Raw genomic sequence first — 14,137 nt, forward strand, 5'->3', positions numbered from 1 at the left:
ACCCCCTATGGCCTCCGCACTTACCGACAAACTCTCCCGCCTCGTCAAGGAAATGCGAGGCCAGGCCCGCATTTCAGAATCCAACGTGGCGGACATGCTGCGTGAGGTGCGCATGGCCTTGCTGGAGGCCGATGTGGCCTTGCCCGTGGTGCGCGACTTTATTGCCCGGGTCAAGGAAAAGGCGCTGGGTCAGGATGTGCTGGGTTCCTTGTCTCCGGGGCAAGCCCTGGTAGGGATTGTCAGCAAGGAGCTGGCCGCAACCATGGGCGAGGGCGTCAGCGACATCAATCTGGCAGCCCAGCCCCCGGCCGTGATCCTGATGGCTGGTTTGCAAGGCGCGGGCAAAACCACCACCACCGCCAAACTAGCCAAACACCTGATTGAAAAGCGCAAGAAGAAAGTGCTGACCGTATCGGGTGACGTGTACCGCCCGGCGGCGATTGAACAGCTGAAAACAGTGACGGCGCAGGCGGGTGCCGAGTGGTTTCCCAGCACGCCGGACCAGAAGCCGGTGGATATTGCGCTGGCGGCGCTGGACTATGCCCGCAAGCATTTCTTCGACGTACTGCTGGTAGACACTGCGGGCCGACTGGCGATTGACGAAGCGCTGATGCGCGAGATCAAGGACCTGCATGCCATTTTGAACCCGGTGGAAACCCTGTTTGTGGTCGATGCCATGCAGGGCCAGGACGCCGTGAACACGGCCAAGGCTTTCAAGGAAGCGCTGCCCCTGACCGGCATCATCCTGACCAAGACCGATGGCGATTCACGCGGCGGTGCGGCACTGTCGGTGCGACAGGTTACCGGTGCGCCCATCAAGTTCGCTGGCACCAGTGAAAAAATTGACGGCCTTGAAGTGTTTGATGCGGAGCGCCATGCCGGACGCATTCTTGGCATGGGTGACATCCTGGCGCTGGTGGAGCAGGTGACTTCCGGCGTGGACATGGCGGCGGCACAAAAGCTGGCAGCCAAGGTCAAAAGTGGCGCTGGTTTTGATCTGAATGATTTCCTGGCCCAGATTCAGCAAATGAAGCAGATGGGCGGACTGTCCAGCCTGATGGACAAGCTGCCAGCCGCGATGAGTGCCAAAGCGGGCCAGGTCGACATGGACAAGGCCGAAAAAGACATTAAGCGCAAGGAAGGCATCATTCAGAGCATGACGCCGCTGGAGCGCCGCAAGCCCGACATCATCAAGGCCACGCGCAAGCGGCGCATTGCCGCAGGCGCCGGGGTGCAGGTTCAGGAGGTGAATCGCATGCTCAAGGAGTTTGAGCAGATGCAGGACATGATGAAAAAGATGAAGGGCGGCGGCATGATGAAAATGATGAAGCGCATGGGGGGCATGAAGGGCATGCCCAAGATGCCGTTTTAAACCTGATCAGACCCTGTCGTGCACCAGAACTTCGCCTCGAAGCGAATAGGTCCGCGTTTCGGTGATGCGTGTATCAACCAGTTGCCCAATCAGGCGTGCTGGACCTACAAAGTTCACCACCCGGTTGCACTCGGTGCGACCCATCAGCTCGGCACCATCGCGCTTGGATGGACCTTCCACCAAGATGCGCTGCACCGTATTCAGGCGGCTCTCGCTGATGCGTTTGATGCTGTCGTTGATGACGGACTGCAGATGCTGAAGGCGACGTAACTTGACCTCGTGTGGCGTGTCGTCACGCAGGTTGGCGGCCGGGGTGCCTGGACGGGGGCTGAAAATGAAGCTGAAGGAGTTGTCAAAACCTACGTCGTCAATCAGCTTCATCATCTTGTTGAAATCGTCCTCGGTCTCGCCGGGAAAGCCAACGATGAAGTCGCTGCTCATGGCCATGTCGGGGCGTATCGCCCGCAGCTTGCGCACGGTGGATTTGTATTCCATGGCGGTGTAGCCGCGCTTCATGGCCATCAGGATGCGGTCTGAACCGTGTTGCACCGGCAAATGCAGGTGGCTGACCAGCTTGGGGATTTTTTCGTAAGCCGCAATCAGCGAAGGCGTGAACTCATTGGGGTGGCTGGTGGTGTAGCGAATGCGCTCAATGCCAGGGATATCGGCCACATATTCCAGCAAGGTGGCAAAGTCAGCCATCTCGGTTGAGACTGCGTCTGGGGTGCTGATCATTCGGGCACGGTAGGCGTTCACATTCTGTCCGAGCAGGGTGACTTCTTTGACGCCCTGGTCGGCCAGACCCGCCACTTCCACCAGCACATCCTCAAACGGCCGCGATACTTCTTCGCCGCGGGTGTAGGGCACCACGCAGTAGCTGCAGTATTTGGAACAGCCTTCCATGATGCTGACAAAGGCCGTTGCACCCTCTACGCGGGCGGGTGGCAGGTGGTCGAATTTTTCAATTTCGGGGAAACTGATGTCCACTTGCGAGCGGTTCTGCAGATCGCGTGCGGCCAGCATTTGCGGCAGGCGGTGCAGGGTCTGCGGGCCGAACACCACATCCACGTAGGGAGCGCGTTCAATGATGGCGGCCCCTTCCTGGCTGGCCACACAGCCCCCCACGCCAATCAGCACTCCTTTTTTCTTGAGATGCTTGACCCGTCCGAGATCGGAGAAGACCTTTTCCTGGGCTTTCTCCCGCACCGAACAAGTGTTGAAAAGAATCAGATCGGCTTCGTCCACGTTGTCAGTGGGCTCGTAGCCCTGTGCGGCATTCAGCACGTCGGCCATCTTGTCCGAGTCGTACTCGTTCATCTGGCAGCCAAAGGTTTTGATAAAGACTTTTTTGGTCATGCTGACCCCTTCAATGGATTGCTATATTTTAAATAGCAAAATAACTATATCTGACGAGGGAGAAGGCCCTGTTGGCCACTAAAATTCAGGCGGGCGCCTTATTGCTTGGGGTACTTGGGCAGCTGATTGAACGGAGTTTTTCCGTCGTCTGTTTTGGGCTTGTCCGCATCGAAGCCCGATGTGTAGTTGGTCACAGGCTCCATGCCGGAGCGTTTCTCCTGTGCTTCTTCCGCGCTGAGAATCCACACCTCATGAATCATGCCCTGGCCATCGCGCACATAGTTGACCAGCACACTGGTGCCCACCAGCGATGCCGACATCACCAGCAGATTGTTGGGTCCCTTGATGCGGGCGCCTGGTGACAGCCGTTCATTGACGCCATTGATCTGAATGACGGGCGGTGCAGTCACCACCAGCATGCCACGCTTGGCAGTCAGTGGAAACTGGCGCGTGTTCTGGGCCTGTGCGGTGTTGGGGCCGTAGACGGCTGTCCAGAGCAAGGCAAGCACAAACAGTGCGAAATAGCGGGCGATGGGCAATGGCAGGCAGCGGTTCATGGTATTTGTCCAGAGGCTGTAAGTTGTAGGTGGTTCGGGATTCTCGTCAGATCCGACGATTTCCGGGCAGAACCTGACGCTGTGGCGCAGCGCTGGTACCGGTAGATTGTGCCAGAAGCGATCATCCTGGCAGGTGAACAAGGGCTAAGGGTGGGCATTCCAAGGCGCAATGGCCGCTACACCAAGTAACAAAAAACCAGGATTGATTACCCCTTTCCAGCCTTGTTGCGCCCTAAGTCGCTTCGGATGCTGGTGTCGGACGCCCATGCATCCCTGCGCAGAATCGAAGCCTCCCTGAGCGACTACCTGGTTGCATTCAGCCCGGGTCTTGACGGCGATCGTCGGCGTCTGGGCTTGCCTTTGGCATCTGTTGCCAACAGGGGCTTCAAAGTGGCGTATGACCTTTCTGGGAAAGGCGTGATGGCGCAATGGACCTATTCACAGGTCAGCGCGAAAGGCAACAGCTGGAATTTCCACACCTACCTGGGGCAATCTGGCGGACTCAGCTTCGTCCTGCGTGCAGATTTTTGAGACATAAAAAAACCTGCTATCAGTTAGGTAGCAGGTTTTTCATACCCGGTAAGGGGTGTTTGGTGGTGATAGGTGGATTTGAACCACCGACATCAGCATTATGAATGCTGCGCTCTAACCAACTGAGCTATATCACCAGTAGGGCAAGATTATAGCAACTTGAAACGCGATCCCATCAGGTGTTCGTGAAATTTGCTTTTCGCTTGCTCACAAACGCGTCCATGCCTTCTTTTTGATCGGCGGTGGCAAACAGCGCATGGAACAGGCGGCGTTCAAAAATAATGCCGTCGCTCAGCGTGCCCTCATAGGCCCGGTTCACGGATTCCTTGGCCGCCATCGTGGCGATTTGTGAGTATTCGCTGATGATCAGTGCCGCACCCAGGGCTTCTTCCATCAATTTGTCCAGTGCCACGACGCGGCTGACCAAGCCGGCGCGCTCAGCTTCGGTGGCGTCCATCATGCGACCGGTCAGGGCCATGTCCATGGCCTTGGCTTTGCCAACCGCTCGGGGCAGGCGTTGCGTGCCGCCGGCGCCGGGAATCACGCCCAATTTGATTTCGGGTTGGCCGAACCGGGCGTTGTCAGCTGCGATGATGAAGTCGCACATCATGGCCAATTCACAGCCGCCACCGAGCGCAAAACCACTCACGGCGGCAATCACAGGCTTGCGGATGCTGCGAATGGTTTCCCAATTGCGGGTGATGTAGTCGCCCTTGTAGACATCGGCGAAGGTGTAGCTGGCCATGGCGCCAATGTCGGCCCCGGCAGCAAATGCTTTTTCACTGCCGGTGATGATCATGCAGCCAATGGCCGGGTCTGCATCAAAGGCTTTGAGAGCAGCACCCAGTTCGTCCATCAGCTGGTTGTTCAGGGCATTGAGTTGCTTGGGGCGGTTCAGGGTGATAACCCCCACCTTGTCGGCTTCGGTACGGACGTTGATCAGTTCAAAATTCATGGGAGTCTCCGGATTGCTATCGGTCGTTGACTATACCCAAGGCCAGTGTGCCATCGAGGGTGTGGCATGGAAATGGTAAATTCAATGACTTATTGAGGGCTCCCCCATGTCTGAACTTGCAGTTTTGTACGCCGAGCAAGGCGGTGTTGCGACGGTTACCTTGAACCGTCCGCAGGCCTTGAACAGTTTCACGCGCCAGATGCACCGCGACTTGTGGCTTGCACTGGATCAGGCGGAAGCCAATCCAGCCATCCGGGCGATGGTCATCACGGGTGCCGGGCGCGGTTTCTGCGCTGGCGCGGACCTGGCCGAGTTTGATTTCACTCCCGGCCCGGATATGATGGCCCGCGCTGACCCTGGCCCCGTGATCGAGCAGGCTTTCAACCCGACGGTGCGGCGCCTTCAAAATCTGCGCATGCCCACCATTGCAGCCGTCAATGGCGTGGCGGCAGGTGCGGGTGCTTCATTGGCCATGACCTGCGACATTGCCATTGCGGCACCTGCTGCCAGTTTCATTCAGGCGTTCAGCAAAATTGGCTTGATTCCAGATGCTGGCGGCACTTGGTTTCTGACAGAGCGGCTGGGCCTGGCACGTGCCATGGCGCTGGCCATGACCGGTGACAAGCTCGGGGCGGTGCAAGCCAAGGAGTGGGGGATGATTTGGGATGTGGCGGACGACTGCTTGGCCGCAGCGATGACCCTTGCCGAGCGCTTGGCGGGCATGCCCACCAAGGCGCTGGTCGCCACGCGCCACATTTTGCGGGACAGTGGCAGCCGAACCCTGACCCAGCAACTGGATGTGGAGCGCGATACGCAATCCGCCATGGGCAAGACCGCGGACTACATCGAAGGCGTCATGGCGTTTCGTGAAAAGCGCCCTGCCCAGTTCAAGGGGCAGTGAGCCATTGATCGACCAGCTTGCTGTCACGGGCAGCCAGGCGCCATGTCGTGACAGTTTTGGGCAGGGTCAGTGTCAGCCGCAGCAGCCGCTTGTCGCGTGCAACCAGTACGCCAATCCTGCTGGCGGTTCCCGCGTAGAGCGCGATCTCATCCAGTTTGGTCAAACGCCAACTGCTGGCCGATTTGCCTGAGCCAGTTTCAATCCCTATCCATTCGTCTCCAGCGGCCAGGCCGGCCCGCTCTGCGGCGCCGCCTCGCAAGACCGCTTTGACATGAATCCCGCCACTCTCCGAGACGCGCAGACCCAGGCGTTGCGCCACTTGGGCGGGGTCCTCCAGGATGGCGACGCCCCGGTTCTCCAGCAGGGTCTTGAGCGGCAGGTCTGCGGTCGAGTGCACCCACCGCGCTATCTCCCTGGCGAAAGACCGTCCCGACAAGTCAGCCAGTACGCTGGCCAGGTCAGCCTCCGACATGGGCCCACCCTTGCAACGCAGCCACAGGGCGCGCATGACCGCGTCGAGTGTGGTCTTGCCTTCCTGGCGCAGAGTCAGGTCAAGGCACAGGGCGACCAATGCGCCTTTGGTGTAGTAGCTGACGGTGGCGTTGGGGGTGTTCTCGTCCTGCCGGTAGTACTTGACCCAGGCGTCAAAGCTGGCCTGTGCAACGCTTTGCACCTCACGCCCCGGGGTCTGATGCACCTGATTGATCGTTTTGTTGAGCAGCTTCAGGTAGACGGTATCGTCTATCAGACCTGCGCGGCGCAGAATCAGATCGTCGTAGTAACTGGTAAAGCCCTCGAAAAACCACAGCAGCTGCGTGTAGTTTTCGTTGGCATAGTCGTAGCTGGTGAACTCGACCGGTCGCAGTTGCTTCACATTCCAGGTATGGAAATACTCATGGCTGATGAGGCCCAGCAACGTTGTATAGCCCTCCGAGAGTTTCACCCGCTTGTCAGTTGACTTGGCTGGCGCAGGCGCTCCCCGCGTATGGTCCAGTCGTGGCAGGTCTTTGCGGGTGCAGATCAGCGCGGTGGAGTTGCGGTGTTCCAGTCCGCCGTAGCCATCATCAACAGCGTTGAGCATGAAGAGGTAACTCTGGCAGGGGGCTTTGGCACCCACGCGTGCGCCGGCCTTGGTGCCATGCCAAAAATGGATTTCCGCTTCGCAGATCCGCTTTGTGTCGTCGATCAGCCTGCTGCCGTCAAAGCTGGGGGGCGCACCTGCGACAACAAATCGGTGCGGTATGCCACATGCGACAAATGAGCCGCTCCAGAAGGGGCCCATCTCCACCGGGCAGTCCACCAGTTCGTCGTAGTTGGCGGCCAGATACCTGCCGAAACCGTTTGCCGTGACTTTATCGGGGCCAAGACCGGTGGCAAGTTGCCAGCCGGGCATGGCCTTGGGGGCGGCCACTTCGAGACTGACGGGCAGCGAGGTCTGACCCTCGACCCGCAGAAACATGCTGGTGCCGTTGAAAAAGCCCCGGCAGGTGTCCAGCCAGGCGGTTCGCACCGAATTGTCAAACGCATAGATTTCGTAGCTCAGAATCAAGGGCTTGCCCGCTGCGCAATGCACTTGCCAACTGCATTTGTCGGTTTGCGTCAGCGCTACGTTTTTACTGCCTTGTTGAGCGGCAAGATTCTGCAGGTTTTTTGAAAACTCGCGCACGAGATAGCTGCCCGGAATCCACACGGGCAGACTCACCTTCTGAGATGCCTCGGGCTTGGCAATGGTTAGCGTGACCTGAAAAAGGTGCGCGTGCAGGTCCTTGATCCGGACCTCGTAATTCAGGGGCGCCGATGCCATCAGTTTTTGGCGTCGTTCAGGTGTTTTTCAATTTGTGCCGTGCCAATCGCACCGGGCACCCGGGAGCCGTCGGCAAACAGCAGGGTGGGCGTACCGGTGATCTTGTACTTATGGCCAATTTCCACGTTGCGTGCAATGGCCGCGGTGTCGCAATTTGCGGTGGCCGGCGCCTGATCGCGCACCATCCAGTCCTGCCAGGCTTTGACCCGATCCTTGGCGCACCAGATATTCTTTGATTTTTCGTTGGAATCGGGACTGAGGATGGGGTAGAGGAACATGTGAATCGTCACGTTGTCCACTTTCTGAAGATCCCGCTCAAAGCGTTTGCAATAACCGCAGTTCGGGTCCTCGAAGACTGCCAGTTTGCGTTTCCCGTTACCCCGCACGATGGTGAAGGCGTCCTTGAGTGGCAAGGTGTCAAAACTGATGGCTGTCAATTTTTCAATACGTTCTTCTGTCAGATTGCGCCGCTGCCGGGTATCGATCAGGTTACCTTGCACCAGAAAATTTCCTTCGGCATCGGTGTAGAAGATTTCGGTGCCGTTGACGCGGAGTTCAAAAAGCCCCGGCATGGGGCTTTTGGTGACCTCATCGATTTTTGGCAGTTGGGGAAGCCGCTCGCCGAGGTTTTTGCGGATGACAGCTTCCTGAGCCGACGCGCCCAGGCAGGCCAGTAGCGTGGCGGCGATCAACGTGGTTTTCATCAATTTCATCATCATCCGTTCAGTCAAAAATTAAAATCCCATGGCCTGACGAGCAACCCATTGCTTGATCAGGCCGCTGCGCTCAAAACTGTTCATGCCCCAGTTGCGCATGTTTTGCCAAGGTGTGGCTGTCTGTGCAAACAACTGCTGCAAACCATCCATTGCAGCACTCATGGCCGCTACTTCTGCTTTACGCGATCTTTCGTAGCGGCGCAGCAGCTTTTCATCGCTCACGCTGCGCCAGTATTCACGATCGCGCAGTGTCGTTGCCAGAACTGCCACGTCGGCCAGCCCCAGATTCAGGCCTTGCCCGGCAAGCGGGTGCACGTTATGTGCTGCGTCGCCTGCCAAAACCCATGCCTTGCCCTCCCATGTGCCTGCCCAGTGCTCTGTGCGCGCCATTTGCAGGGGCCAGGCGCTGCGTTCACTGATCAGACTCAGTTTGCCCAGTCTGCCTTCGCTGACTTTCTCCAGCTTTTCACAGAAATCGGCGGGGCTTTCGTCCAGCAATGCCTGCGTATGATCTTCATTGACTGACCAGACAATCGCGACAGAGTTCCCCTGCTCGCCCCCCATGGGCAAAAAAGCCAGGATCTCGCCCTGAGAAAACCATTGGTAAGCGGTTTGCTCATGGGGAAGCTCGCAGCTCAAGCGGGCCGCGATGGCTTTCTGGGCATAGGGGGTTACATCAAAGTCAATGCCGAACTCGGCGCGCGTGCTGCTGGTTTTGCCCTCGCAGATGACCGTCAACTGGGCTGGCTGGGGGGTATCCAGAATTTCAATCAGCGGCTGAAACCGCACAGCATCCGCCAACAGGGCTTCCAGCACCGGTACGTCCACAATCCAGGTCAGGCCCGGAACCTTGAGCTCGGCAGCGCTGAAGTTCACCTCTCCACCGGCATCACCCTTGACCTGCATGGCGAGCACTTCCGTTGCGTCCCGCGCATCAGGCCAGCACCGCAGGGATTCCAGCAGCGCTCTGGATTTCGCATTCAAGGCGTAGGACCGAATGTCGCCCTTTGGCGGTGAACCCGCCTTGGCTGCCGACGGGTTGGCGGACACCAGGCCCACACGCAGACGCTCGCGTGCCAGCATCAGGGCCAGCGTGCGACCCACAATGCCGTTGCCGCGGATGCAAATATCAAAGGGTTGAGTCATAGCCGGGATTGTAGAAGGCAGGGCAGAATCGAGGATTGCCCCTCATTCTGTCTGGAGAACTCTCTGTGAACACAAGGATGCAGCCCTGCGGTGACGCAAGCGCCCGGCTTGCTCGCCTCTTCATCTACCCCGTCAAGTCGTGTGCGGGCGTTGAGTTGCAGGAGGCTGTCTTGACCGAAACCGGTCTGGACCTGGACCGCGCCTGGATGGTGGTCGATGCGCAGGGTGTATTTGTGACACAGCGCGAGCAACCTCAGCTTGCCTTGGTACGCCCCCAGTTCATAGGCGGTGAACTGGTGCTGAGGGCGCCCGGCATGTTGGCTCTGCATGTTTCTCTGAACTCGGTGGAGCAGTCGGCCACCGTCACGGTTTGGGATGATGCCGTGCCCGCTTACGACATGGGGCCGCTGGCAGCTCAGTGGTTCACGGATTTCCTGTCGCTTTCCGCCAGCGGCGCCCCTGTGGCGGGTGCTGCGAATTATCGATTGGTCCGGTTCGATCCGGCGCACAAGCGTTTGTCGAGCCTGAAGTGGACCGGCGGCCTTGAGGCGCTGAACCAGTTCAATGATGGTTTTCCGTTGCTGGTTTTGAGTGAGGCTTCATTGCTTGATCTGAATGAGCGCCTGGTTGCAGCCGGCCACAGCCCGGTTGGCATTGAGCGCTTCCGTCCCAACATCGTCTTGTCCGGCTTGCAGGCGCATGACGAAGATCGTCTTGGCTTGATGCAGATCGACGCAGGGCGCATCCAGGTTGTACTCAAACCCGTCAAGCCCTGTCCGCGTTGTCCTATTCCCAATATCGACCCTGCAACGGCTGCCAGCAGTCCCGAGGTGGGCGACACCTTGCAGGCCTACCGGCAGGATGCGCGTCTGAATGGGGCGGTGACCTTCGGCATGGATGTTATTGTGATGCAGGGTGTGGGTGCTGTTTTGCAGCTTGGTCAAACACTTTTTGCGGATATTGATTTTGGGTAAATTGATGGCACCACGCGCAACCTAAAATGCGTTCATTGAAAGTGGATTCCGGGGGACGCTTGGCGTTTCGAACCTGAAAGATGAAGTGGAAGTTCAACTTATGCAATATGAAGAGCGATATACCGATGCTGAACTGGCGCAGATCATTGAGCAGGGCTTGATCTACATGTGCGCCTGTCCGGCTCAGGTGGCTGATGCCATGCGAAAACTGCGGGAGTTGTATCGGTACCAGCAGAATTGCCTCGCGGGTCTGGACAACAATCCGATGGTTCACGCTGCCATCCTGCAAAGCACGGTCCAGTCGCACGCCATCATGCAGGACTGCCTGGACACCGTGATTGAGCTTGAAAAGTGGGACCGGGCCACACTCGAAATGCCGGCGAACTTGCGTCAGAGGCAACTGCAGGAGTTGCTGTCCAAAGACGATTGACGGCATGAGGGGCGGTGGCATTTTTACAAAATGCGGCCTGGTCTGGTGCGTGTGTGATAGGTCCGATGTGTTGATCCTGTGTAGCGGGAATTCGCCAATCATTACAATCTGTACCAGTTTCCCAGGATAAAACGAGGACAAAACCAGCGAACTTGCTGGTTTCTCGCTGGATCGCTTCACCCCACCCGACCACTGGATGCTGGCGTGTAGCGAGCACTTCCACGATGCCCCCACGGGGTGTGATGTGCGGTTGATCTTTTGATTTTTAAGGATATTTCCATGAGTTTGAAATGCGGCATCGTTGGCCTGCCCAATGTCGGTAAATCCACCCTGTTCAATGCCCTGACCAAGGCGGGCATTGCGGCTGAGAACTACCCCTTTTGCACCATTGAGCCCAATGTAGGCATCGTGGAAGTGCCCGATCCGCGACTCGATGCACTGTCGGCCATCGTCAATCCGCAAAAGGTTCAGCGGGCCATCGTTGAGTTTGTGGACATCGCCGGCCTCGTGGCTGGCGCCAGCACCGGTGAAGGTTTGGGCAACAAGTTCCTGGCGCACATCCGCGAAACCGACGCCACCATCAATGTGGTGCGCTGTTTTGAAGACGACAACGTCATCCACGTGGCTGGCAAGGTGGACCCGATCTCCGATATCGAAGTGATCCAGACCGAGTTGTGCCTGGCCGATCTGGCCGCAGTCGAGAAGGCCCTGCACCGGGTTACCAAGACCGCGCGCTCCGGCGACAAAGAGTCGATCAAGCTGGTAGCAATCCTGGAGAAGTGCCAAGCCGCGCTCAACGAAGCCAAGCCGGTGCGAACCCTGGACTTCAGCAAGGAAGAGCTACCCCTGTTGAAGCAGTTTTTCCTGATCACGGCCAAGCCGGCCATGTTCGTGGCCAACGTGTCCGAAGATGGTTTCGAGAACAACCCCTTCCTCGATCGCCTGAAGGCTTATGCTGCCTTGCAGAATGCGCCGGTGGTGGCCATCTGCGCCAAGATGGAGGCCGAAATGGCCGACATGGAAGAAGAAGACAAAAAGATGTTTCTCGCCGAAATTGGTCAGGACGAGCCGGGACTGAACCGCCTGATCGTCGCTGCCTACAAGCTGCTGGGTCTGCAAACCTACTTCACTGCGGGTGTGAAGGAAGTGCGCGCCTGGACCATCCATGTGGGTGATACCGGCCCGCAGGCGGCAGGGGTAATCCACACCGATTTCGAGAAGGGCTATATCCGGGCCCAGACCATCGCCTATGAAGATTTCATTGCCTACAAGGGCGAGCAGGGCGCGAAAGACGCTGGCAAGATGCGCAGCGAAGGCAAGGAGTATGTCGTCAAGGACGGCGATGTGATGAATTTCCTGTTCAGTCCTTGATATTTGGAGGCTGAAGTACTTTTAGCCAGCGTAGGATATGTTGATATTGCTATTAATAATATAGCAATAAGTGGACTGACAGCTGGGCGGATTCAGTTCCCGAAGACGCCAATGAGGGCCGCAGTCATCGTCAGATAGCGCCCAAACTTGCCGATTGCCATGTAGAACACGCATGGCCAGAAGGGAAGTTTGAGCCAGCCCGCCACCGCACACAAGGGGTCGCCGATACCCGGCAGCCAGGACAACAGGCAGGCTTTGGGGCCGATGCGCTGCAGCCAGTCCAATGCCCGGATGTGATTTTTGCTTTGCTGGTAGCGGTCAATGACCTTATGCGAGGCCAGCCCCATGCCCCAAGTCACCGCACCGCCCAGCGTATTGCCGGCCGTGGCGACGAAGATGGCTGGCCAGAACATTTCGGGGTTGAGCTTCACCAGCCCAAAAACGGCAGGCTCGGATCCCAGCGGCACCAGCGTGGCCGAAATAAAAGACACGACAAAAACAGTGCTCAACCCGTATTGGGGTAGTGCCAGTATTGCGAGCAAAGGTTCAAGCCAGGTTTCCATCAGTCGGCGAGTATGGCAGACCCGGGGTTGTGCCGGCAGGGGCATTTCAATTGCTGAAATTTTGAGCAGGTAGAATCCTGTTGCAGCGAGCAAGCTTCGCCAATCCCCAATTTCCCGACATCACGTTTCATCCATTCCTTTCGATTCGTTCGCATGAACATCGGCCCGTTCAATCTGGAAAACCCATTCTTTGTTGCCCCCATGGCGGGGGTGACCGATCGGCCTTTCCGTCAGCTGTGCAAAAAGCTGGGGGCGGGTTATGCGGTCAGCGAGATGGTGACCTCGCGCCCCGATTTGTGGAACACCCTCAAGACGTCCCGCCGTGCCAACCATGAGGGTGAGCCGGGTCCGATTGCAGTGCAGATTGCCGGAACGGATGCGCACATGATGGGCGAGGCTGCCGCCTACAACATCGACCGGGGTGCGCAGATCATCGATATCAACATGGGTTGCCCGGCAAAAAAGGTCTGCAACAAGTGGGCGGGTTCGGCACTCATGCAGGATGAGGCGCTGGCCCTGTCCATCATTGAAGCGGTGGTGGCGGTGAGCGCGCCGCGGGGCGTGCCGGTCACGCTCAAAATGCGCACGGGCTGGTGTCAGTCGGAAAAAAATGCGGTGGTGCTGGCACGGGCGGCCGTGCAAGCCGGTGTCCAGATGATTGCGGTGCATGGGCGCACCCGCGAGCAGGGTTACGGCGGGCAGGCCGAGTACGACACCATTGCCGCCGTCAAGGCGGCGGTGGGTGTACCGGTGGTGGCCAATGGCGATATTGATACGCCCGAAAAAGCCCGTCATGTGCTGGCGGTGACGCGCGCCGATGCGGTCATGATTGGTCGCGCGGCGCAGGGTCGCCCCTGGATCTTTCGTGAGATGGCGCACTACTTGGCGACGGGCACGCACCTGGCGCCGCCTTTGGTCGCCGAGGTCAAGCACTTGCTGCTGGACCATCTGCAAGACCATTACGGGCTGTACGGCGAGTTCTCGGGGGTCAGGACCGCGCGCAAGCACATTGGCTGGTACGTCAAGGCATTGCCCGGTGGCCCGGAATTTCGTGCCCGCATGAATTCGCTGGAAGACTGTGGTCAACAGGCCGGGGCCGTGGCAGAATTTTTTGATGAACTGAACGATCGCATGGACAGGATTCCCGACGTCGTTCCGAATTGCGTTGGAAGCGAGAAAGAGAAATATATGGAGACACAGGCATGAGCAAGAAGCATATTGAGGAGTGTGTGCGCACCAGTCTGGAGGGTTACCTCCGGGATTTGAGGGGTACCGAGCCTGACGGCATGTACAACATGATGGTCAATGTGGTGGAAAAGCCCCTGCTTGAGGTCGTCATGCACCACGCCGACAACAATCAGTCCAAAGCGGCCCAGTGGCTGGGGCTGAACCGCAACACGCTGCGAAAAAAGCTGCTGGAACACAAGCTGATCAAGTAGCCAGAACCGGGCCGCTCAAGGC

The 14,137-nt window shown here is 58.1% G+C and carries 15 protein-coding genes and 1 tRNA gene; 8 read left to right on the plus strand and 8 right to left on the minus strand.

Translation table 11 applies throughout. The features are described from left to right. Positions 1 to 7: 7 nt before the first annotated feature. Positions 8 to 1,372 carry a signal recognition particle protein gene (ffh, locus tag IV109_RS02125; RefSeq protein ID WP_296691487.1) on the plus strand — a complete coding sequence of 455 codons (1,365 nt, stop codon included), beginning with the start codon at positions 8 to 10 and terminating at the stop codon, positions 1,370 to 1,372. A gap of 6 nt (positions 1,373 to 1,378) precedes the next feature. On the opposite strand, the gene miaB is transcribed toward ffh, so the two are convergent. Continuing rightward, positions 1,379 to 2,728: a tRNA (N6-isopentenyl adenosine(37)-C2)-methylthiotransferase MiaB gene (miaB, locus tag IV109_RS02130; RefSeq protein WP_296691489.1), complete on the minus strand. Its 1,350-nt coding sequence runs from the start codon at positions 2,726 to 2,728 to the stop codon at positions 1,379 to 1,381. A gap of 98 nt (positions 2,729 to 2,826) precedes the next feature. Continuing rightward, positions 2,827 to 3,285 carry a hypothetical protein gene (locus IV109_RS02135; protein WP_296691491.1) on the minus strand — a complete coding sequence of 153 codons (459 nt, stop codon included), beginning with the start codon at positions 3,283 to 3,285 and terminating at the stop codon, positions 2,827 to 2,829. Between the two features lie 222 nt (positions 3,286 to 3,507). On the opposite strand from IV109_RS02135, the gene IV109_RS02140 reads away from it, so the two are divergent. Then, positions 3,508 to 3,816, plus strand: a complete 309-nt coding sequence (locus IV109_RS02140; protein WP_296691493.1) for a hypothetical protein — start codon at positions 3,508 to 3,510, stop codon at positions 3,814 to 3,816. Between the two features lie 60 nt (positions 3,817 to 3,876). Here the strand turns inward: IV109_RS02140 and IV109_RS02145 are convergent. Then, a tRNA-Met gene (locus IV109_RS02145) sits at positions 3,877 to 3,953 on the minus strand. 38 nt (positions 3,954 to 3,991) lie between these two features. Then, entirely contained in the window at positions 3,992 to 4,771 is a 780-nt protein-coding gene (locus IV109_RS02150; RefSeq protein ID WP_296691494.1) for an enoyl-CoA hydratase, read from the minus strand. 106 nt (positions 4,772 to 4,877) lie between these two features. Between IV109_RS02150 and IV109_RS02155 the strand changes: the two genes are divergently transcribed. Next, the gene (locus IV109_RS02155; RefSeq protein WP_296691496.1) at positions 4,878 to 5,672 is read left to right on the plus strand and encodes an enoyl-CoA hydratase-related protein; all 795 of its coding nucleotides are present in this window, start codon (positions 4,878 to 4,880) and stop codon (positions 5,670 to 5,672) included. Here IV109_RS02155 and IV109_RS02160 read toward each other — a convergent pair. From IV109_RS02160 to IV109_RS02170, 3 genes are read right to left on the minus strand one after another with little or no spacing between them, the layout of a single operon-like run. After that, positions 5,659 to 7,476, minus strand: a complete 1,818-nt coding sequence (locus IV109_RS02160; RefSeq protein WP_296691498.1) for a peptidase M61 — start codon at positions 7,474 to 7,476, stop codon at positions 5,659 to 5,661. The two genes, IV109_RS02155 and IV109_RS02160, sit on opposite strands and share 14 nt — an antisense overlap. Beyond that, positions 7,476 to 8,189 carry a DsbC family protein gene (locus IV109_RS02165; RefSeq protein WP_296691500.1) on the minus strand — a complete coding sequence of 238 codons (714 nt, stop codon included), beginning with the start codon at positions 8,187 to 8,189 and terminating at the stop codon, positions 7,476 to 7,478. Before IV109_RS02165 ends, IV109_RS02160 begins: the two co-directional genes overlap by 1 nt. Before the next feature lie 21 nt (positions 8,190 to 8,210). Next, positions 8,211 to 9,338, minus strand: coding sequence for an FAD-dependent monooxygenase (locus tag IV109_RS02170; protein WP_296691502.1), 1,128 nt, complete (start codon positions 9,336 to 9,338; stop codon positions 8,211 to 8,213). 77 nt (positions 9,339 to 9,415) lie between these two features. On the opposite strand from IV109_RS02170, the gene IV109_RS02175 reads away from it, so the two are divergent. The 3 genes from IV109_RS02175 to ychF all read left to right on the plus strand — a co-directional run bounded on the left by IV109_RS02175 (position 9,416) and on the right by ychF (position 12,113). After that, positions 9,416 to 10,312, plus strand: coding sequence for an MOSC N-terminal beta barrel domain-containing protein (locus tag IV109_RS02175; protein ID WP_296692490.1), 897 nt, complete (start codon positions 9,416 to 9,418; stop codon positions 10,310 to 10,312). 85 nt (positions 10,313 to 10,397) lie between these two features. Further along, positions 10,398 to 10,742 carry a hypothetical protein gene (locus tag IV109_RS02180; protein WP_296691505.1) on the plus strand — a complete coding sequence of 115 codons (345 nt, stop codon included), beginning with the start codon at positions 10,398 to 10,400 and terminating at the stop codon, positions 10,740 to 10,742. Between the two features lie 279 nt (positions 10,743 to 11,021). Then, positions 11,022 to 12,113: a redox-regulated ATPase YchF gene (ychF, locus tag IV109_RS02185; protein ID WP_296691507.1), complete on the plus strand. Its 1,092-nt coding sequence runs from the start codon at positions 11,022 to 11,024 to the stop codon at positions 12,111 to 12,113. Positions 12,114 to 12,205: 92 nt separating this feature from the next. Here ychF and IV109_RS02190 read toward each other — a convergent pair whose 3' ends face one another. Continuing rightward, positions 12,206 to 12,676, minus strand: coding sequence for a YqaA family protein (locus tag IV109_RS02190; protein WP_296691509.1), 471 nt, complete (start codon positions 12,674 to 12,676; stop codon positions 12,206 to 12,208). 153 nt (positions 12,677 to 12,829) lie between these two features. Here IV109_RS02190 and dusB point away from each other — a divergent pair, with 153 nt between their 5' ends. Then, complete coding sequence (dusB, locus tag IV109_RS02195) at positions 12,830 to 13,882, plus strand: tRNA dihydrouridine synthase DusB (protein ID WP_296691510.1); 1,053 nt, start codon at positions 12,830 to 12,832, stop codon at positions 13,880 to 13,882. Further along, positions 13,879 to 14,115 carry a helix-turn-helix domain-containing protein gene (locus IV109_RS02200; RefSeq protein WP_296691511.1) on the plus strand — a complete coding sequence of 79 codons (237 nt, stop codon included), beginning with the start codon at positions 13,879 to 13,881 and terminating at the stop codon, positions 14,113 to 14,115. The genes dusB and IV109_RS02200 overlap by 4 nt, the downstream gene beginning before the upstream one ends. Positions 14,116 to 14,137 lie beyond the last annotated feature (22 nt).

The sequence above is a fragment of the Rhodoferax sp. genome, from assembly GCF_018780565.1.
Classification (GTDB): domain Bacteria; phylum Pseudomonadota; class Gammaproteobacteria; order Burkholderiales; family Burkholderiaceae_C; genus Rhodoferax.

Excerpts from the sequence above, each read along its gene's own strand:
- ffh (WP_296691487.1), top strand. The coding sequence starts at position 8 with ATGGCCTCCGCACTTACCGACAAACTCTCCCGCCTCGTCAAGGAAATG.
- miaB (WP_296691489.1), bottom strand. The coding sequence starts at position 2,728 with ATGACCAAAAAAGTCTTTATCAAAACCTTTGGCTGCCAGATGAACGAG.
- IV109_RS02135 (WP_296691491.1), bottom strand. The coding sequence starts at position 3,285 with ATGAACCGCTGCCTGCCATTGCCCATCGCCCGCTATTTCGCACTGTTT.
- IV109_RS02150 (WP_296691494.1), bottom strand. The coding sequence starts at position 4,771 with ATGAATTTTGAACTGATCAACGTCCGTACCGAAGCCGACAAGGTGGGG.
- IV109_RS02155 (WP_296691496.1), top strand. The coding sequence starts at position 4,878 with ATGTCTGAACTTGCAGTTTTGTACGCCGAGCAAGGCGGTGTTGCGACG.
- IV109_RS02160 (WP_296691498.1), bottom strand. The coding sequence starts at position 7,476 with ATGGCATCGGCGCCCCTGAATTACGAGGTCCGGATCAAGGACCTGCAC.
- IV109_RS02165 (WP_296691500.1), bottom strand. The coding sequence starts at position 8,189 with ATGAAATTGATGAAAACCACGTTGATCGCCGCCACGCTACTGGCCTGC.
- IV109_RS02170 (WP_296691502.1), bottom strand. The coding sequence starts at position 9,338 with ATGACTCAACCCTTTGATATTTGCATCCGCGGCAACGGCATTGTGGGT.
- IV109_RS02175 (WP_296692490.1), top strand. The coding sequence starts at position 9,416 with ATGCAGCCCTGCGGTGACGCAAGCGCCCGGCTTGCTCGCCTCTTCATC.
- ychF (WP_296691507.1), top strand. The coding sequence starts at position 11,022 with ATGAGTTTGAAATGCGGCATCGTTGGCCTGCCCAATGTCGGTAAATCC.
- IV109_RS02190 (WP_296691509.1), bottom strand. The coding sequence starts at position 12,676 with ATGGAAACCTGGCTTGAACCTTTGCTCGCAATACTGGCACTACCCCAA.
- dusB (WP_296691510.1), top strand. The coding sequence starts at position 12,830 with ATGAACATCGGCCCGTTCAATCTGGAAAACCCATTCTTTGTTGCCCCC.
- IV109_RS02200 (WP_296691511.1), top strand. The coding sequence starts at position 13,879 with ATGAGCAAGAAGCATATTGAGGAGTGTGTGCGCACCAGTCTGGAGGGT.